General features: G+C 39.6%; 16 protein-coding genes. 5 read left to right on the forward strand and 11 right to left on the reverse strand.

The window, feature by feature from the left end:
* Positions 1–114: 114 nt before the first annotated feature.
* From P1K33_RS00155 to P1K33_RS00205, 11 genes are all read right to left on the reverse strand, one after another.
* A complete protein-coding gene (locus P1K33_RS00155) occupies positions 115–1320 on the reverse strand; it encodes a beta-ketoacyl synthase N-terminal-like domain-containing protein (RefSeq protein WP_284650790.1) in 1206 nt (401 codons plus the stop codon).
* Positions 1321–1345: 25 nt separating this feature from the next.
* Entirely contained in the window at positions 1346–2617 is a 1272-nt protein-coding gene (gene bioA / locus P1K33_RS00160; RefSeq protein WP_284650792.1) for an adenosylmethionine--8-amino-7-oxononanoate transaminase, read from the reverse strand.
* Positions 2618–2707: 90 nt separating this feature from the next.
* Positions 2708–3346: a dethiobiotin synthase gene (gene bioD / locus P1K33_RS00165; RefSeq protein WP_284650794.1), complete on the reverse strand. Its 639-nt coding sequence runs from the start codon at positions 3344–3346 to the stop codon at positions 2708–2710.
* A 6-nt stretch (positions 3347–3352) separates the two neighbouring features.
* Entirely contained in the window at positions 3353–4531 is a 1179-nt protein-coding gene (locus P1K33_RS00170) for an aminotransferase class I/II-fold pyridoxal phosphate-dependent enzyme (protein WP_284650796.1), read from the reverse strand.
* A 170-nt stretch (positions 4532–4701) separates the two neighbouring features.
* Complete coding sequence (locus P1K33_RS00175; RefSeq protein WP_284650798.1) at positions 4702–4983, reverse strand: F0F1 ATP synthase subunit delta/epsilon; 282 nt, start codon at positions 4981–4983, stop codon at positions 4702–4704.
* A 13-nt stretch (positions 4984–4996) separates the two neighbouring features.
* Positions 4997–6508, reverse strand: a complete 1512-nt coding sequence (atpD, locus tag P1K33_RS00180) for a F0F1 ATP synthase subunit beta (protein WP_284650800.1) — start codon at positions 6506–6508, stop codon at positions 4997–4999.
* 216 nt (positions 6509–6724) lie between these two features.
* Entirely contained in the window at positions 6725–8167 is a 1443-nt protein-coding gene (locus tag P1K33_RS00185) for an SGNH/GDSL hydrolase family protein (protein ID WP_284650802.1), read from the reverse strand.
* 28 nt (positions 8168–8195) lie between these two features.
* The gene (locus P1K33_RS00190; protein ID WP_284650804.1) at positions 8196–11036 is read right to left on the reverse strand and encodes a TonB-dependent receptor; all 2841 of its coding nucleotides are present in this window, start codon (positions 11034–11036) and stop codon (positions 8196–8198) included.
* A gap of 283 nt (positions 11037–11319) precedes the next feature.
* Positions 11320–13167 (reverse strand): glutamine--fructose-6-phosphate transaminase (isomerizing), encoded by a 1848-nt coding sequence (gene glmS / locus P1K33_RS00195; RefSeq protein WP_284650806.1) that lies wholly within the window; start codon positions 13165–13167, stop codon positions 11320–11322.
* An 11-nt stretch (positions 13168–13178) separates the two neighbouring features.
* Entirely contained in the window at positions 13179–14960 is a 1782-nt protein-coding gene (gene bamH, locus P1K33_RS00200) for a BamH family beta-barrel-assembly machinery protein (protein ID WP_284650808.1), read from the reverse strand.
* Positions 14961–14981: 21 nt separating this feature from the next.
* Positions 14982–15788 (reverse strand): glycogen/starch synthase, encoded by an 807-nt coding sequence (locus P1K33_RS00205; protein WP_284650810.1) that lies wholly within the window; start codon positions 15786–15788, stop codon positions 14982–14984.
* 106 nt (positions 15789–15894) lie between these two features.
* On the opposite strand from P1K33_RS00205, the gene panC reads away from it, so the two are divergent.
* The 5 genes from panC to radA are packed head-to-tail and all read left to right on the forward strand — an operon-like array spanning position 15895 to position 20769.
* Positions 15895–16743, forward strand: a complete 849-nt coding sequence (panC, locus tag P1K33_RS00210; RefSeq protein ID WP_284651191.1) for a pantoate--beta-alanine ligase — start codon at positions 15895–15897, stop codon at positions 16741–16743.
* A gap of 14 nt (positions 16744–16757) precedes the next feature.
* Positions 16758–17108 carry an aspartate 1-decarboxylase gene (gene panD, locus P1K33_RS00215; RefSeq protein ID WP_284650811.1) on the forward strand — a complete coding sequence of 117 codons (351 nt, stop codon included), beginning with the start codon at positions 16758–16760 and terminating at the stop codon, positions 17106–17108.
* A 4-nt stretch (positions 17109–17112) separates the two neighbouring features.
* Complete coding sequence (locus P1K33_RS00220) at positions 17113–18078, forward strand: lysylphosphatidylglycerol synthase transmembrane domain-containing protein (protein ID WP_284650812.1); 966 nt, start codon at positions 17113–17115, stop codon at positions 18076–18078.
* 58 nt (positions 18079–18136) lie between these two features.
* Positions 18137–19396, forward strand: a complete 1260-nt coding sequence (locus P1K33_RS00225) for an alpha/beta hydrolase-fold protein (RefSeq protein ID WP_284650814.1) — start codon at positions 18137–18139, stop codon at positions 19394–19396.
* 11 nt (positions 19397–19407) lie between these two features.
* Positions 19408–20769 (forward strand): DNA repair protein RadA, encoded by a 1362-nt coding sequence (gene radA / locus P1K33_RS00230; RefSeq protein ID WP_284650816.1) that lies wholly within the window; start codon positions 19408–19410, stop codon positions 20767–20769.
* The last annotated feature ends 89 nt before the right edge of the window (positions 20770–20858 follow it).

Below are 20858 nucleotides of genomic sequence, written 5' to 3' on the forward strand. Positions count from 1 at the left end.
TTATAAGTTATGAGTTTTTTTAAATTATAACTGAAGCTAACAATGTAAAGAGCATAGTTAATAAACGAAAGTTCAAGATGTCGTTTTATGATTTTAACTCATAACTCATAACTTCTAAGACTTACTTAGCAACACACTCACCGCATTTCCGCCAAAACCAACCGCATTGATCAATACTTTTCGAATCGCTTTTCGTGGATTCGGTTCGGCCTTATACGGAATTCCGATAAAGGTTTGGTGTTGCATCATTAGCAAGGCCAGTTCGATATTCAACATGCCTGAAGCTCCGAAAGTGTGCCCGATTTTCCATTTGTTGGTGGTGAGCATTGGCAGGGTTGAACCACCCGAGACCGAAGGTCGAACTGACGAAGTAAATATTTTTTGTATCGCTTTGTATTCGGAAGTATCGCCTTTTAAGGTTCCCGGAGCGTGCATTACTATCGCATCAATTTCATCCAAAGCCGTATTTTGTAATGCCATCGCCATCGATTTCTGAAAACACTTCGCATCTTCCGAAATGGAAATGTTGTGCTCCAAATCATCCGTTGCATAGCCAATTCCGGTGATGTAACCCAAAGCGTTTTGGCTTTCGCCCAATTCTAAACAGGCAACTGAAGCGGCTTCGCCCAAAACCATAGTGTTCTTGGTTTTAGTAAAATCGAAAGCTCTGCATGGCCAATCGCCAAGCTCAGGCTGAAAGTCTTTTGGATTAGCATAAATCTTCAACGCCTGCATTTGTGCCAACGTAAATGCGGTCAATGGCGCTTCACTTCCACCAACTAAAAACTTTGTCGCCAATCCCGATTGCAGCCAAGCCACCGCATTTAAAACTGCATGCAAAGCCGTCGAACAGGTAATGGAATGCGAAATTTCGGGTCCGGCACTTTTTAAATCATGCGCCACCCAGGTAGATATATTTCCCAATGTTGTTGTTGGTGAGGTCAGCGTGGCGGTCTTTCCCGTTTCTAAAAATTCCTGATGGTATTTTTCAAACAATTGCGTTGCCCCGCGGGACGAACCGATATTAATTCCGAAGTCGTCACCTTGCTGCCAACCTGCCATTTCGATTGCTTGACGCGAAGCCAAAATGGTCATTAGAACCGTTTCATCCAAAGCCTTATACTTAATATCTTCTTTGCGCAATGCATCAATCTCTGTTCTGATTTCTGCAGGAATAGTGGCTACAAACCGGCTTTTTCCGTTGAATTCCCTGGTAGAAATTAAAGTTTTTGGCGAAAGATAGTTAGCCCATATCGCTTCAGGTGTTTTTCCCAAAGGAGAAATGGAGGCAAGAGAAGTTATGGCAATTTTGGTTTTCAAACGAGTATTTTCTTGTTGGGCAAAATTAAATCATTTCAACGGCTTTGGCTACGATGTCGTAGACTTTTTCGAGTTGTTCCTCCGAAATAATATACGGTGGCAAAATATAAACGATATTCCCAACCGGTCGCAGGATTACACCGTGTTCGATAAAGAAATTATAGAGTTTGGTTCGCATCGAACCGTAATAACTTTCGGCACCATCGGTTTGAATCTCCAAAGCGAAAATGACACCGAGCACTCGAGTGGTTTTGACTTTTGGATGACTATTCATTTTTTGGGCGAAAGCCAGATGTTGGGCATGAATTCGGGTGATATTCTTTTGCATTTCAGCAGTTTCCAACAAATTGATACTCGCCAAAGCCGCGGCGCAACCCGTTGGATTCGCGGTAAAGGTATGGCCATGAAACAAGGCTTTATTCACATCATCGCTATAAAATCCATCAAAGACTTCCTGGGCAAAAGTGGTAATCGCCATCGGAATCGTTCCGCCGGTCAAGGCTTTTGACAAACACATGATATCGGGTTTGTTGACCAAATAATCCGTTGCAAAAGTTTTGCCTGTTTTTCCAAAACCTGTCATGACTTCGTCGGCTATGGTGAATACATTGTTTCGCTGACAAATTGCAATTAATTTATCCAACACTTCGGCTTCATACATCACCATTCCGGCCGCGCCTTGTACCAAAGGTTCAAAAATGAATGCGGCAAACTCTTTGGTGGCAACCAAATCTTCCAACGCTTTTAAACTTCGCGCTTCATCCCCAACCGTTGGCACCGGAATGCGAACCACTTCGAGCAACGAACCCTGAAAGGCTTCGGTATAAAAAGTAATGCCACTCGCCGCCATTGCGCCAAACGTATCGCCGTGAAACGCGTCTTCGAATGCAATGACTTTGGTGCGTTTTTCGCCTTTGTTGTAATAGTATTGCAAAGCGCCTTTCAGAGCCACTTCCACCGCGGTCGAACCATTATCGGAATAGAAGATTTTCTTTTGGTTGGATGGCAAAATGGAGATTAGTTTCTCCGACAATTCAACGGCTTTGTTATGGGTAAAACCACCAAATAATACATGCTCTAAGGTTGTCAATTGCTCATATATCGCATCAGCAATCACTTTGTTGGAATGTCCAAATGGATTGACCCACCAGGACGCAATCGCATCGATGAATTCCTTGCCGTTGTCGTCCCAAAGCAAAGCGCCTTCGCCTTTGACAATCGCGGGCAATAAGCCCATCGTTTTGTGTTGGGTATAAGGATGCCAGTTGTATAATTGGTCTTTTTCTGAAAGTGTCATTTTTTTGTTGTAAAAGAAAAAAGAAAATAGAATATAGAGCATAGACAAAAGGCTATTACCAAAACTATTCTATGTTCTATATTCTATGTTCTATGTTCTTAAATTTAAAAGATTCTCCCGAAATTTATCCGCGTAATAGGAAACTACATTCGCATCAAAATAAGGTTCTTGGTCAATTCTTCCTATGAACGCTACTCCGGTTTTATTCAAAATGATTTCCTCTGTGGCTTTGTTTTCATCGCCGGAGAAAATGATTCCGGCCACTTTTATTTTTCGGTTTTGCAACGCTTCGATGGTCAGTAACGTATGATTGATACTGCCCAGATAATGGCGTGAAACCACAATTACTTTATAGTCTTTTTGGATCAAATCGACCACGCATTCTGAATCGTTCAACGGAACTAAAACGCCGCCTGCGCCTTCAATCACCAAATGATTTTTCTCCCGATAGCTATCGGGATTGGTTTCTACAATTTTACTTATATTGATTCGCACGCCGTCTTTGGCTGCTGCCAAATGCGGACTCGCGGGTGTGTTGAGCGCATAAGCGTTAGGATGGAAAATCGTTTTGTTGTTAGAGACTAGTTCTTTGACTTTATCGGTATCGCCAAAGTCTAAATCACCCGCTTGTATTGGTTTCCAATAATCGGCTTCGAGTGCTTCGGTAACGATAGCTGAAGCGACTGTTTTCCCAACATCGGTGCCGATTCCTGTGATAAAAATTTTCATAGATTTTTATTTGAACACAAAAGTACTCAACAATTCCAAGACATTGGAGATTTCGGCTTCGGAATTGTAACTGTGAAGGCAAAAACGAAGGCGTTCCTGTCCTTCGGGAACCGTTGGCGACAAAATAGGTTTGACATCAAAGCCTTTATCCTGAAGTTGGGCTGCAATATTTTTCACGGTGGCATTTCCCGGAATAATGGCGCATTGTATCGCCGATTTGCTATAGACAAACATCGGTTTTAAACCCAAACGCAGCTTCTCCTGGTTAAAGAAAAGAATATTGTTTTTTAATGCTTGAAGTGCTTCCTTTTCTGCTGCTAAATGTTGGTATGCCAATAAAATAGTCGCTACGGAATGAGGCGATAAACCTGTGGTATAAATAAAACTCCTCGCGAAGTTGACCAGATAACTTTTTAATTCGGCGCTGCCTAAAATGGCCGCACCGTGACAACCCAGCCCTTTTCCGAAAGTCATGATTCGGGCAAAGACTTTGTTTTGCAATCCTGCATTTTGGACAACGCCTTCGCCTTGTTCACCAAAAACCCCTAAGGCATGGGCTTCATCAATGACCAGATAAGCGTTTTGTTTTTCTGCCAAAGCAACGAGTTCTTCCAGGTTTGGTGAATCGCCATCCATTGAGAACACAGATTCGGTGACAATATAAATGGTGAATTGCTTCGCCTGTTCGCATTCGCTCGAGTGTGAATGGTGAATTGTGAATTTTGTGATTAGTTTCTCCAGTTCTTCCAAATCGTTGTGCTGGAATTTGTAGCTCTTTGCATTGCTCATTTGGATACCATCGCGGATGGAAGCATGACAAAGTTCGTCATACAAAATCACATCGTTGCGCTGTGGCACAGCGCTAAAAAATCCCACATTGGCATCATAGCCTGAATTGAAAATCAACGCGGATTCCGATTGGTGAAATTGGGCAATGAACGCTTCGGTGACCGAATACAAATCATGGTTTCCTGAAATCAAACGCGAACCGGTGGCGCCGTTGCTTTTGATATTGTGGTCTAAAAGGTATTGGTGCGTTTGACTAAAGATTATTTCACTATGGGCAAAACCGATATAATCGTTGGAAGCAAAATCGACCCAATCCTTAGCCACAGGCAATTGGCGCAAAGCATTATTGGCTTGACGTTGTTCGAGTTTGGCTTGTAGTGATTTTGGGAGTTTCATCACTACAAATATAGTAAAGCAGAATGATTTTTAGCCCGGATTGAAGCAAGCTACCTTGTAGCGCGGAAAGCCGGACACGAACTCCTAAAGAGCAAACTGGCGAAGCAAAAAGATTCCCATAAAAAAAGCCCAACATTACTGCTGGGCTTTCTGGTCTATGCTGAATCGGATTAGTCGGCTAATACGATTACTTTATTGTCTTTCATTTCAATAGTTCCTGAATTGATTTCCAAAGTGTAGTTTTGGTCGTTTACTTTGGTAAACTTCTCCGCCACTTCTTTGCCAATTTTAAAACTGTTGGCAGCGATTTTCACGGTACCTTGTTTTAAAATAGAAACTATCGGCGCGTGGTTGTTCAGGATTTGGAACGAACCATCAACACCCGGTAAAGAAACCGAAGTTACTTCGCCTTTGAATAATGTAGCTTCCGGTGATACTATTTCTAAAATCATACTTTTATTTATATTACGCTTCCGCTAACATTTTTTGTCCAGCTTCGATAGCATCTTCGATAGTTCCTTTCAAGTTGAAAGCAGCTTCAGGAAGGTGATCAAGCTCTCCATCAATAATCATGTTAAATCCTTTGATGGTATCTTTGATATCAACCAATACTCCAGGAATACCGGTAAACTGCTCCGCTACGTGGAATGGTTGAGACAAGAAACGTTGTACACGACGAGCTCTTGATACCGAAAGTTTATCTTCTTCAGACAACTCTTCCATACCTAAGATCGCGATGATATCTTGTAATTGTTTGTATTTCTGTAAAATCTCTTTTACTCTTTGTGCACAGTTGTAGTGCTCGTCTCCTAAGATTTGAGCCGTAAGGATTCTTGAAGTAGAATCTAACGGATCCACCGCAGGATAGATACCTAACTCAGCAATTTTACGAGACAATACCGTTGTTGCATCTAAGTGAGCAAAGGTAGTTGCCGGCGCCGGGTCAGTTAAGTCATCCGCAGGTACGTAAACCGCCTGTACAGAAGTAATAGATCCTTTGTTGGTTGAAGTAATACGCTCTTGCATCGCACCCATTTCAGTTGCCAATGTTGGTTGGTAACCTACCGCAGATGGCATACGCCCTAATAACGCTGATACCTCAGAACCTGCTTGTGTAAAACGGAAGATGTTATCCACGAAGAACAATACATCTTTCCCTTGGTCAGAACCAGCACCATCACGGAAATACTCAGCGATAGAAAGACCTGATAATGCTACACGGGCACGAGCTCCAGGTGGCTCATTCATTTGTCCGAATACGAAAGTCGCTTTTGACTCTCTCATTCCGATTTTGTCTACTTTAGATAAATCCCATCCTCCATTTTCCATAGAGTGCATGAAATCGTCACCATATTTAATAATGCCTGACTCTAACATCTCACGAAGCAAGTCATTTCCTTCACGGGTTCTTTCTCCTACTCCTGCGAATACAGAAAGACCACCGTGACCTTTGGCGATATTGTTAATCAATTCCTGAATCAATACGGTTTTACCTACTCCGGCACCACCAAATAATCCAATTTTACCCCCTTTTGCATAAGGCTCGATCAAGTCGATTACTTTAATACCGGTGAATAAAACTTCTGTAGAGGTTGATAAATCTTCAAATTTCGGAGCTGGTCTGTGGATAGAAATACCGTCTTTACCTTCTTTTGGCAAATCCCCTAATCCATCGATAGCATCTCCAATTACGTTGAACAAACGTCCGTAAACATCTGCACCGATTGGCATTTGAATTGGTGCACCAGTAGCGTTAACCTCTGTTCCTCTGCTCAAACCGTCGGTTGAGTCCATGGAGATTGTACGAACTGTGTTCTCACCAATATGTGATTGAACTTCAAGAACTAATTTTGAACCATTTGCGTTAATGATTTCTAATGAGTCGTAAATTTTTGGCAACTCAACATCTTTAGTATCAAATACTACGTCAACTACCGGACCGATGATTTGCGAAACTTTTCCTATTGCTTTAGACATTGTTTATGTATTTATTAAATAGCTGTTTAGGTTTGAAAAAAACACCTCTTTTTTCAGAGCGCAAAGGTAAATTTTCTATTTTAAAAAATCAATATTTGAAAGGAGTTTTTTTCTTTATTTTTTGATGAATCAGCAATTAAACACAAACTAAGCCTGTAACAAAACAAAAAACCACCTGATTTCTCAAGTGGTTTTGGGAATATATAATTGGTTAGATTAAAAATTCAATGGGTCTTGCGGGTATAAAATACGATACAATCCAACATTTACACCTCTAAAGTTTGAACCGTATGTTTCATTAATCGCCGCCAGGAATTTATTTGCAATTAAGGCATATCCTCTCGGGCTCGGGTGAACACCATCAAGAGAAAAAGTTCCTCCTGTTACATAAGCTGAAGTCATGGTGTAATTATTCGCCACGATTCCTCCAGGAGCCGTTAATTGTGTCATTATTGCTTTGGCATCAACAAAAGCCAATCCATTATTAGTAGCAGCGCCTTGAATCGTTACGTTGTAAGCATCAGTGGCTGTTCTCACTTCGATTATCTCATCTTTAGACAATACCCATTTGTCTGCCAGCGGTACTGAAACGCCATTCACTTGCAAAGGATTTCCTCCTACCGTAGTTCCGATAAAAGCTCTGGCAGGCAAGACAACTAAGTCTTCGCTGGTTGCATGTCTGTAGGATGGAATTCCAAAACCTGATAAATTGGTCAGATACTCATCAACTATAACCACTGCATTTGTGTTTGAAGCGGTGAAATTAATGGTTCTTCTTGCTACTTCAGCGGCTGTTAATAATCCATTTGCCTGGGCAAACAACAAACCGTTATTATAAGGTGCATAACCTGAGTTTAATTGAGCGGCAGTAGCCGCATTAAGCGGTACAGGGTTATAAGGTACCGTAGTAAAATAAGGTAGCGAACTAACATAAGGAAGGTTAGCTACTACTCCTTTTCTGCCACCGGTTGCAAGAGCCGAAGCCAAGGCATTATAGGCTGCATCAAAAGTAGCTACAGGTGTAATTGGGTTGGTTCCATCCCCTCCGGAAGTCGCGTAACCTAACACATCATTTCCACCAATCCATAAGGAGAAGAACGTTGGGTTTTGAGAAACCGCATCTTCCAGAACAGTAGCTGCAGCTGAAGAAGCAAATCGCCCGAAATAAGGATTTGCAGTAGCATATCCGGAAACCCCAAGATGTATTGCTTTGGCACCCGGAATTCCCATATTATTAAACGGTCCGGTTAAATGTGCGCTAATATCCGTCGTAGATACTCCTGAAACCGGTGTTGGTGTGCTATTGGCCGGATTGAACCATAGCCTTACGCCAAGTCCGGGAACCTGTACTCCTCCTGAAGAAAATCCTCCGATGTCATCGTTCATAAACGGAGTAGTAAATTCGCCTCCTCCGGCTAACGCAAATTGCGTTGCCATAATATTCGGATAGGAATTCATTTGTCCTGTTTTAAATAAGGCACCATCACTATATCCAGCAGCGAACGAATCTCCCAAAGCTACATACTTTGAGAAATCTGCTGTTCCTGCAGTCAATGGCGATCCGTCTGTTGAATTAGGGTCAACGACTTTTTCGTCATCACTATTACATGCTACAAAGGTCAATGATACCAATAGCAGCCATTTGAAATTTTTTATCATAACTATATATAATTTATAATTGGTTGGATTATGGATTAATGGTTAAAGACACGAAATATTGTTGACCTATCAATCCAGGCCCTAAAAGTTGTCTGTATTCTTTTCCGCCAATGTTAGTTGCGCCCACTTTTAAAACTGATTTTAAACTTGGTACACCATAACTGATTTGGGCATCAATAACCGTTGCTGCATCAATCATTCCGTCTGCGAAAGTTGATTCCCAGTAATATTCATCGCTCCATCTTCCACTAACGTTGAATCCGAAGTTTTTGAATAAATTGTCATTGCTTAATGAAGCTTTAACTCTGTGCTTAGGCGTATTGAATCCTGCCTCAAAACTTGGGTCTTTGGCTTGGTCAAAATCAAATTGAGCATAGTTATAATTTGCAGATACTTCGAAGTTTTTTGGTAATTTTTTAGCCAATCCCACACCAAAACCTAATGATTTGATTTCGATATCTGTATTGGTATACAATTGGAACGCTCTTGTGTTTCCTGTTGCCAAGGCATCCACAGATTGTGCGCCCGGATCTGCTGGACCTAAAGCTGGGTTTGGTGCATCCTGGGCAGTTCCATACAATGGTGCAACTACTGTTAAATTCCCGATAAAATCATTGTAAATGTTATAGTAACCATTGATATCCCAGGTGTAGCCATTTTCTTCTCCTCTATATCCCAATTCAATTGCTCTTACGGTTTCCGGTTTTACCAAGTCAACATCGGTTCTTACCAACAATGCTGATGCTGCAATAGGATCTGTAGGTGCTAATGCCGAAAAGGCTTGCACAGATTGTAGCGTATACGAATTATAGTAAGCATTGTTTCCATTAATTGTTGTTGATGTGCCACCAACTAAGGCTTGTCCTAATGGAGAAGTTACCGGTAGTGTTTCCTCGTATCTTGTCAAGTTGTCTGGCGCAGAACCTAAAAGAATTGCATTACCAACATTGAATCCGATGTATTGATCCTGGGTAGTTGGGTTACGGAAACCTGTTTGGTATGATCCTCTTAAAATATGATTTCTGGCTTTTCCGGCAGTTAATACCCAAGATAACCTTGGAGAATAGCTTCCATCAAAATTCTCTGATTTGTCATATCGGACAGAACCTGCCAACTTCAATCGGTCATCCAATATTTTTTTCTGAACCTGAGTATACACTCCGTATTCATCATATTTAATTCCGCCAAACTCAGGCGTATCGGTATAAATTCTTCCATAAGAATTCAAATCGTATCTTCTGTAAGAACCTCCGAGTTGAATTTCGGCTACCTTGATTAAATCTCTAAAGTTATAATTGGCATCTGAATGGTAAATTTTTGAGTTGTCTACCAATTTAGAACCCGTTAATACATTAGAATCTGAAGTTACCTGATTGAATGCATTTTGGAATTCAGGAGTTCCCGGCAAAAATCTTCCGGTATCTGCTGTTGCTCTTGCTGCAGCATGTGCCTGAGTTGGTGTAGCCCCTAATAATGTAGACTGCACGTAAGCTCCGGCATATTGTCCGAACCAGGTTGAATCCGGTTTCCATGCTCTGTTAATATTAAGTCCGGTAAATAACATATCATAAGATCTACCACCATCTTCTGTGGTAAAATATCCTCTTACGAAAAAGTTCTTACCCATAAATTCCAATTTGTGCTGTTGCATTTCGAAACCATTTAAATAATAACGATTTGCCCCCTGATACACTGAATTTCCAAATCCGAATTTACTTTGCCAAACGATTTCAAACTTTTCATTTCCAAAAGGTCTCACATGCAATGAGAAGTCAACTTTAGCATTTTTAACTTTATTATCTGTCAAATCAACCTCATTGTAACCTGTTCTTGATACGTTTTCATTAGGCAATATGTTCAATGCTGAAGCCGGAAGTAATCCTAATCCAACAAGGGTTTGACCTACACTTTTGATATTGGTTGAAGCCTCATCTCCATAAACATTCATACCATTATAATTGTGATGGCTTCTGTCTCTGCCTTCAACGGTTTTATCGTCGTAATCTGTTGCCCACCATTCGGTACCATGCATATAGGTGAAATTGGCTTTACCGGCAATATATTTATTAAATGCTTTAGCCGCTCTTATACCATAATCATAGTAATCATTTGAACCGGCTGCTTTTTGGCTGGTTGAACCATATTTTACATAAGCTGTAATTCCTTCATACTTGAAAGGACTTTTACTGTTCATAAACAAAATACCATTAAAGGCATTGGCACCATAAAGCGCCGAAGATGCTCCAGGCAAAAGCTCCACATTGGCAACATCTATATCAGAAACCCCAATAAGGTTACCCAATACAAAGTTCAATAAAGGTGAAGAGTTATCCATTCCATCAACCAATTGCATAAAACGCGTATTGGCCACTGTTGCAAATCCACGAGTGTTGATAGACTTAAAGGACATACTACTGGTGTTCATCTGAACCTCTTTAAGGTTTTCCAGTCCATCGTAGAAAGTTGGTGATGCTGTTTTCTTAATGTCTCTGATGGTCATTCTCTCAATCGTTACCGGAGATTCTCTGACTTTCTCAGGGGTTCTCGATGCAGAAACTACAATTTCATCTAATTGCGTTTCTTGTTCGGATAACGAAACACTTACGTTTTGATTGTTGGACGTTACACTTACTTTTGAGCTCCCAAAACCTACGCTTGACACTTCAATGTCAAATGGTGGTTTTTTAGAAGTTGTCAGGGTGAAATTTCCATCACTGTCTGTAACTGTTCCTCCGCTTTCGCCAGCAACTTTGACGTTGGCTCCCGGAATTGGTTGATTTTTACTGTCTTTAACCGAGCCGGATATTGACGTTTGCGAATAAGTAATGCCGCAAAAAAACAATGAAAGGATAAATAAATAAATCTTCATTTGGTTTTAAATTTTGTTGGTTTATGTAGCCAAAGTACAAATATTTTTTTTACATTTTTAAAAAACCCGCTTCCATTTTATCAATAACTTATTAATAAGTTCGATTATTGACAATTCAATAATATTTGCCTTTTTTAAGGTTTTATTAACTTTTTGACGGTATTGCTAAAAAAAATACTATGCATACATACAAAATAGCGCTTCTATTAAATTAATCACAAATAATGAGCAAAAAAAAAGCGAGAATAAATCTCGCTTTTTGGTATATTTTGTAGTAAAAAAATTATTCTACCGTTACTGATTTTGCCAAATTTCTTGGTTGGTCAACATTACAACCTCTCATTACCGCAATATGGTAAGACAATAATTGCAATGGAATTGTGGTAATTAGCGGTGATAAAGCGTCTGAAGTTTCAGGGATTTCAATCACATGATCTGCCAGCTCTTTTACTTGTGTATCACCTTTGGTTACCACAGCAATAATTTTACCGCTTCTTGATTTTATTTCCTGGATATTGCTCACCACTTTATCATAGTGTCCTTGTTTTGGTGCAATAACCACAACCGGCATTTGCTCATCGATGAGGGCAATCGGACCGTGTTTCATTTCCGCTGCCGGATAACCTTCTGCGTGGATGTATGATATCTCTTTTAATTTCAGCGCACCTTCTAAAGCTACCGGAAAATTATAACCTCTTCCCAGGTAAAGACAGTTTGGAGCATCTTTAAATATAGCCGCAATTTCTTTGGCTTTATCATTAGTCTCCAATGCTTCTGCCACTTTCTCCGGAATCACTTCTAATTCCTGTAAGTATCTGTGGAAGTCAGAATTTGAGAGCGTTCCTTTGGCTTTTGCTAAACGAAGTGCAATCATGGTTAAAACCGTAATCTGAGTGGTAAATGCTTTGGTAGAAGCTACTCCGATTTCCGGTCCGGCATGGGTATAAGCTCCGGCATGCGTTTCTCTGGAAATAGAAGAACCCACAACGTTACAAACCCCAAATACAAAAGCGCCTTTCTCTTTAGCTAATTTAATCGCAGCCAAAGTATCTGCTGTTTCTCCTGATTGTGAAATCGCGATAACGACATCCGATGAATTGATAATTGGGTTTCTGTATCTGAATTCAGAGGCATACTCCACTTCAACCGGAATTCTGGTAAACTCTTCAAAAATATATTCTGCCACTAATCCGGCGTGCCATGAAGTTCCGCAGGCAACAATAAGGATTCTTTGTGCATGAAGGAATTTTTCCAGATTGTCTTCAACACCGGCCATTTGGATAATGCCCTGATTGGCCAATAATCTTCCTCTGTAAGTATCTTTGATAACGTTTGGTTGCTCGTAGATTTCTTTCAACATGAAATGATCATAACCACCTTTTTCAATTTGCTCCAAATTCATCTGGAGTTCTTGAATATAAGGATCAACCAAAGAGTCATCTTTAATTTTTCTGATTTTTAACGGCTTGTTCAATCTGACAATCGCCATTTCTTCATCTTCTAAATAAATTGCATTAGAAGTATATTCGATAAACGGTGAAGCATCTGAAGCCACAAAAAATTCGTCTTTCCCTACGCCAATCGCTAAAGGACTCCCTAATCTTGCCGCTACAATTTCATCCGGTTTTTCTTTGTCAAAAACACAAATAGCATACGCTCCAACCACCTGGTTTAGTGCTATCTGAACAGCTTTCCCCAGTTTGATGTTTTCTTTTTTCTTAACCTCTTCAATCAAATTGATTAAAACCTCTGTATCGGTATCAGAAGTGAATGTGTATCCTCTTTTAAGCAACTCCTTTTTTAATGGCTCATAATTTTCAATGATTCCATTGTGGATGATTACTAAATTCCCTGAATTGGAAACATGTGGATGTGAGTTTATATCATTGGGAACACCATGCGTTGCCCAACGTGTATGACCTATTCCTATAGTTGCTTTTGAAGCAGCTAAATCTTTTGCCTTTTCTTCAAGATCGGAAACTTTTCCTTTGGTTTTGGATATTTTTAAATCCTTGCCATCGCAAAGCATTATCCCGGCGCTGTCATAGCCACGGTATTCTAATCTTTTTAACCCTTTAATTACTATTGGATACGCTTCACGATATCCGATATAGCCAACAATTCCACACATAACTTTACGTTTTAATCAGGTTTTGTATAATAAATGTCAAATTTTATTCTGTCTGCATAATGCAGATCGCCAACCGGTAAATTGGTTCCATACAAAATGGTTCCCAATGGATTCAAAACCGACATGCTTGGCGCACCATTTGAATTACTGTTTGCCGTTTTCAATTTAGAAAAAGCAACATTATTTATGTTTTCAGTTACCGAAAGGCCCAATCTCACATTGGTTGAATCTTTCATAATCAGGTTCCTGATGTGATTTGTAATCCTGATCCTGTATTTAACACCTCTGGCCGGAGTAGCTGCATCTCTTTCAATGATCCCTCCGTGAATTATTTTACTGTATTTTGGAATTGCTGAATTCGTAGTATAATCAAAACTATAATCCACCAATATGCTTTTATTATTCAAATCATATAAGAAGATACGATTCGGTTCGTGCGCACCAGCCATAGCATCTCTATCAATCGTAAATGAAAGCTGTGCATCATTAATCATCCATCGCTCTTTGGTAGAATGGTCTGTCAACGAATTATCTACCAAAGGATATCTTAAATCATCTAATTCATCTGAGACACCATTTGGAGTAAATACTTTTACATACAAAGGATCTCCTTCTGCATCATTAATATAATTTGTACTTCCCTCTGGTTCTGCTTTGCGAATGTATTTGTAGGCATCCGCCTGTCCGAATAAATCTATGATTGACATCGCACCTTCTCCACCTCTTAAATACAACCTGCTTGCCTCGGCAGTACTATTAGCCGCAGCCAAATAAGTTCCGTTTTCCGTAATATTGTTAATCAAACTCACTGAGTTTCCAGTTAAATTCAGCACGAATGTTTTGTCTACTCTCGTAAAGGTTGGATTGCCTTGTGCATCATCTTCCCCTTTTTTATCTTCATTGTAGTAAATGGTAATTTTTCCGCTTCTGAAATCAAGCATCGCCATCTGTCCTGTTGTGCCGTCTGTCTTAAAATACAATCCCCTGAAAAAGTTTTTAAACACATTATTGTTTACCAATTGCGCACTGTTAGAAGGGTTTAAAATCAAATCAGCAAAAACCGCATTATTCAGGTGCAATCGCATGGAAGGAGCTTTTCTGGTCACTTCGTTATCATCTATAGTTCCATCTTCATCCTCATCGACAGTCAATATTTTTTCCCTTTTGTCAAAAAAGAATTGGTCGTTTTCGTCTACATTGGTTGAATTATTCAATCGCCCCTCAATTCTATTGGCGTTAATCTGAGCATCCATATCCGTATAAAAAAGCTGACGTTCTCCCAATGATTGATTTGGATCTAAATCTCTCAAATAATAATTAGACCTGTAAATATTCAATTGAAATTTAGAATTTTCCGGGCCATAAATAGAGTCCAAAGTGTACACTTTATTGTCATCGGCATCCAGTTCGTCTTCTAAAGTTTTGAAATAAGGAATGTCCAAAATCACACTGTCAATTTCTGTCGGATCAACATCGTAATCTTCAGGATCAACATTATTAAATTCAGGAGCCAATGTTGCCAATTCTACCTGAGTAACAAAATTAGCCTGTGTTTTACCATATACCGGATTATCATAAATCCCTAATGGGTTAATCGGTAAATTATTACTGGAAATCGGTCCTAATTTTTGATTGTAGGCTTGTATGCTGGCATCGGAGTATTTTAGAAAACCAAAGTGGTCGTCTCCGACGATATTTGTCCCTAATTCATTAAAATCTTTGTCACAGGAAGCAAGCATTAATAAGGCAATAAGCCCAAAGAAAATCTGTTTTAAGTATGATTTTTTAAACATAAATCTGAATAATTATTTTTTTTAAGGAAGCATTGTCTTGTAGAAGTTTGTATATGCTTCTGAGAATTTGTCTTTCGAGGCGAAAGGTAAAAAAGGTTTTCCTGAAGATTCTATAAATTTTGTTAAACTTGACGACAGGTTTTCAGAGGCAATTATTACCGCATCTGAATGTTGGATTGACGACTTGATAAGGTTTTCATAGTTAGGCAATTCCAAATCCTGAATAGCATCCTGCGGAATGTTATCAAACTTAATTTTGTTGATCATTTCGGTATCTAACGTTCCATCGAATGACTGACTGTAAACCGAGGTCACAATCTTAGTGTCTGAAAACAACGCTTCGTGCTTGTAATAATGCTTCATGTAAACCGGAAGCAAACCTGCCATCCAGCCATGAACGTGAATAATATCGGGAACCCAATTTAATTTCTTAACCGTTTCAACCACCCCTTTGGCAAAGAAAATAGCTCTTTCGTCATTGTCCGGATACATCACACCGTCTTCATCACTGAAAGTCGCTTTTCTCTTGAAATATTCATCATTATCAATAAAATAAACCTGTATTCTCTCTTTCGGGATGGATGCTACTTTGATAATCAAAGGCATATCCAAATCATTTACGACTAAATTCATTCCCGACAATCTGATAACCTCATGTAATTGATGCCTTCTTTCGTTGATATTCCCATATCTTGGCATAAAAATTCTTATTTGCCCTCCCTGATCATTAACCATTTTAGGGACGTCATACGACATTAAAGAAACCTCATTTTCAGCCAGATAAGGCACCACTTCAGATGATACATACAATATCCTCTTATCTTCCATAATCTATTTTACTTTATTTATTGGCAATAAAAAACAGGCAAAAGTACAAAAATTTATGCAGTTATTTATGAAAATAGTAAGTTTGCAACTCATTTACCGAAAGCCAATGCTCATTTTTAACAATCAAAATGAATTAGTCTCTTATTTAGCTTCTGTTTCAAACGCAGCGACTTCCATTGGTTTTGTGCCTACGATGGGTGCGCTCCACAAAGGACATTTGTCGCTACTGTCTGAAGCGGTTGCCAACAATTCGATTACGGTCATCAGCATTTTTGTCAATCCGACGCAGTTCAACAACGCGGAAGATTTGGCCAAATATCCGCGAACGCTCGAGGCCGACATTGAAAAAATAAAAACAGTTTCCGATAAGATTATCGTCTATGCGCCAAGCGTGGAAGACATTTACAAAGGCAACACCGTTTCCCAGCATTTTGATTTTGATGGTTTGGAAAACCAAATGGAAGGTAAATTCCGTCCGGGTCATTTTGATGGTGTCGGAACGATTGTCAAAAGGCTTTTTGAAATTGTAAGACCCACCAATGCCTACTTTGGCGAAAAGGATTTTCAGCAATTGCAGATTGTCAAAAAAATGACCGAAAAAGAGCAATTGCCGGTCAATGTAATTGGCTGTCCAATCTTCAGGGAAACCAATGGATTGGCCATGAGTTCGCGCAACGAAAGGCTATCGGAATCGGAAAGAAAAGAAGCAGCAATCATTTACAAAACCATTTCACAAGCCAAAAAATTATTCGCCATCAAATCGGCTGCCGAAGTGACTGATTGGGTTAAGAAAACCTTTAAAAAAAATCCCAACTTTACCCTGGAATATTTCCAGATAGCTGACGAAGCGACTTTACTCCCTTGTGTCCGAAAAAATAAAACCAAAAAATATCGCGCATTTATTGCGGTTTTTGTCAACAATGTCAGATTGATTGACACCATTTCACTAAATTAATTTAACTTTGCCCCATGCAAATTGAAGTAGTAAAATCAAAAATCCATCGTGTAAAAGTAACCGGTGCCGACCTAAATTACGTGGGAAGCATTACCATTGATGAAACTCTAATGGAAGCTTCCAACCTGATTGAAGGCGAAAAAGTGTCTATCGTAAATGTCAATAACGGCGAGCGTTTTGACACTTATGTCATCAAAGGAATCAAAAATTCCGGGGACATTACACTCAATGGACCGGCTGCCCGAAAAGTACACAAAGGCGACATCATCATCATCATGTCTTATGCCTTGATGGATTTTGAAGAAGCCAAAACCTTCAAACCCTGGTTGGTTTTTCCAAATGAAAAAGATAATTCTCTGACCTAATCACTTGAAAAAACAAATTACCAAATGGCTGACTATTCTTATTCCTCTTTTCATAGGAATCGGAATTATCTATTATCAATACACCACGCTCAAACCCGATGAAATTGACAAAATAAAAATCAGTTTCCAAAAAGCCAATTACTCTTATATTTTATTGTCACTGTTGGTCGCTTGTGTTGGCTATTGGTCAAGAGCCTATCGCTGGAAATTTGCACTCAACCATTTGGGCTATCAAACCAAATTTTATAATAATTTCTTTACTGTCAGCGTTTCCTATTTGGTCAATTTAACCGTGCCGCGTTCAGGTGAAATATCCCGTGCCGCATTGTTGAAAAAATACGAAAACGTTCCTTTTGACAAAGCTTTCGGAACAATCGTAGCCGAAAGAATTGTCGATTTACTGATTTTCCTGTTGTTTGTTTTTATTGGACTAATTTCTCAGTTTGATGAAATTTATAAGTTTTTGGTAAGCAAAAATGTTTCACTGCAATTGCTGATTTATTATGGAATTGCCGCGATAATTTTGGGCATAACTTTCTTATTGATTTGGATTTATGCCGAATGGCCAATCATCTTAAAACTAAAGAAAAAACTATCCGGATTGATTGAAGGCATGATGACCATTTTAAAAATGAAGTCCAAATGGAAATACCTTTTTCATTCCTTTTTCATTTGGATTACTTACCTAACAATGTTCTATGTCGCCATTTTTGCCCTGCCTGAAACTTCAGAAATCAGTTTCGACATCGTGATTATGGGGTTTATTTTTGGTAGTTTGGCAGTTGGTTTTTCCAATGGCGGATTGGGCGCTTATCCGTTTTCCATTGCCCTGATTTTCTCTCTTTACGGCATCTCAAATGATATTGGAACTGCCTTTGGCTGGCTGGTTTGGACCTCGCAAACCATTTTAGCGATTGTCCTCGGTTTGATTTCCTATGTTTTACTTCCGGTGTTAAATAGAAATAAATAATTTACTATCTTGCTAATCATTTTAGCAACGACTTCTATTTAACCAAAAATCAATCTCTATGAAACAACTGTTTTTACTATTGCTGTTTGTTTGCTCCGGTAACATTTTTGCTCAAAGAACAATTACAGATACTATAACGTCCCAAAAACTGAATGAAGATCGCGAAATCAGAATTGGCCTTCCGCCATCTTATGATAAAAACAAGTCTCAAAAATATCCGTTATTGATTCTTTTTGATGGCGATTTCCTATTTGACGCTTTTCAGGGCGCCTTGAGTTATGGTTACTATTGGGACGATTTGCCTGAAGTAATTGTCGTTGGCATCAGCCAAAATAAAAACAACGAACGCGAAAGCGATTGTACTTTCGATGAGACAACCGGTTTGCCATCCGAAAAAGGAGCCGATTTTTTTGAATTCATCGGCATGGAATTGATTCCGAGCATCCAGAAAAACTTCCGTTGCGCGCCATTTAGAATCGCTGCAGGATTAGATACCACGGCTGCTTTTTTGAATTGTTATCTGTATAAAGACCAACCGATATTCAATGCGTTTATCTCCATGAGTCCTGAGCTTCCGGCCGGAATGGAAGAACAAATCCCGGAACGTTTGGCGGCTGTGCAACAAACGACTTTCTATTACCACTGTACTGCGGAAGGGGACAACAAAAAAATGGTCGCCCGAATCAAAGCTTTGGATGATGCGGCAAAAATCATAAAAAACCCAAAGCTCAATTATCTGTATGAAGAGTTCAAGGGCGCTTCGCATTATTCATTGGTTTTACACGCCATTCCGAGTGCCTTGTACCAAATTTTCTCTGTATACCAACCGATTTCAAGTGTGGAATTCCAGGAAAAAATTGCCGTATTACCTTCAGGTTATGTAAAATATTTGACGGACAAATATGATGTACTTGAAAATTCTTTGGGATTGAAACTCCAAATCAGGATTAATGATTTCAAAGCGATTGAGGCGGCGATTCTAAAAAACAAAGCCTATCCTGAATTTGACCAATTGTCACAGTTGGCCAGAAAAAATTATCCAAAATCAATGCTAGCCGATTACCATTTGGGACAGATGTATGAAAAAATGGGCGACACAAAGAGAGCTATCAAAAGCTATCAAACCGCCTTTCAAAAAGAGGAAATCGGTGACTTGACCAAAGACATGATGCTCGAAAGATCTGATGCCTTGAAAGGAGCGGAAAAAGCCAAAAAAGATGTCCCTGCAGAAGAAGTTCCGGCTTCAGATGTTCCGGCAGAAACACCGGCGGATACACCTCCGGCAGAAACACCAACCGAAGAAAAGAAATCAGAATAAACACAGCCTAAATGTCGAAACTCAAAACTACTTTTTTTTGTCAAAATTGTGGTACCCAATATGCCAAATGGCAAGGCCAATGTAATTCCTGCAAAGAATGGAATACCATAGCTGAAGAGATTATCCAGAAAGAAGAAAAGTCGGGTTGGAAACCTGCCTCGACTGATTCCAAAAGAGTTTCAAAACCGCTACGGATCAAAGAAATTGATTCGACTCAGGAAGTGCGAATGGACACTACTGATGGCGAATTGAATCGTGTACTCGGTGGCGGAATCGTTCCGGGTTCGTTAATCCTTTTAGGCGGTGAACCAGGCATCGGAAAGAGTACATTGCTGTTGCAGATTTCTTTAAAATTACCTTATAAAACCTTATATGTTTCGGGCGAAGAAAGTCAGAAACAAATCAAAATGCGCGCGGAAAGAATCAATCCGAACAGCGACAATTGCTATATTTTAACCGAAACCAAAACCCAAAACATATTCCGCCATATTGTAGAAACCGAACCCGATATTGTCATCATCGATTCGATTCAAACTTTGCATACAGACTATATAGAATCCACCGCCGGAAGTATTTCTCAAATTCGGGAAACCACCGCCGAGCTGATCAAATTTGCCAAGGAAACCAATATCCCGGTGATCTTAATTGGTCACATTACCAAAGACGGTAACATTGCCGGACCTAAAATTTTGGAGCATATGGTCGATACCGTTTTGCAGTTTGAAGGCGATAGAAACCATGTTTACAGGATTCTTCGTTCGCTCAAAAATCGTTTTGGTTCAACCGCCGAATTGGGTATTTACGAAATGCAGGGTTCGGGTTTAAGAGAAGTTTCCAATCCGTCTGAGATTTTGATTTCGCACCGCGAAGAAGAATTATCCGGAACTGCGATTGCTTCTACTTTAGAAGGCATGCGACCCTTGATGATCGAAATCCAGGCCTTGGTTTCTACCGCAGTTTATGGAACGCCACAAAGAAGTACGACAGGCTATAATGCCAAACGACTCAATATGATTTTGGCCGTACTGGAAAAGCGCGCCGGTTTCCGATTGGGCACCAAAGACGTTTTCCTGAATGTGACCGGAGGCATTTCTGTGGATGATCCCGCGATTGATTTGGCTGTTGTGGCCGCTATTTTATCTTCCAATGAAGACATTGCTGTAGGTAAAGATGTCTGCTTTGCCGGAGAAGTAGGTTTGTCTGGTGAAATCCGTCCGGTAAACCGAGTGGAACAACGCATACAGGAAGCGGAAAAGTTAGGTTTTGCCACTATCTTTGTGTCTAAATACAATAAGATTGCGGTCAAAAACCCGCTGATTAAAATCGTTTTAGTCTCCAAAATCGAAGAAGTGGTCGAACAATTGTTTGGGTAATTTATAAATCCTAATCCTATAAATTATTCGCTAAATTATATAAACCAAAATTTGGTGGCTATAATTACTTTTGATTTAGCAATAAAAAT

It is taken from the genome of Flavobacterium terrisoli, assembly GCF_030167905.1.
Lineage (GTDB): Bacteria > Bacteroidota > Bacteroidia > Flavobacteriales > Flavobacteriaceae > Flavobacterium > Flavobacterium terrisoli.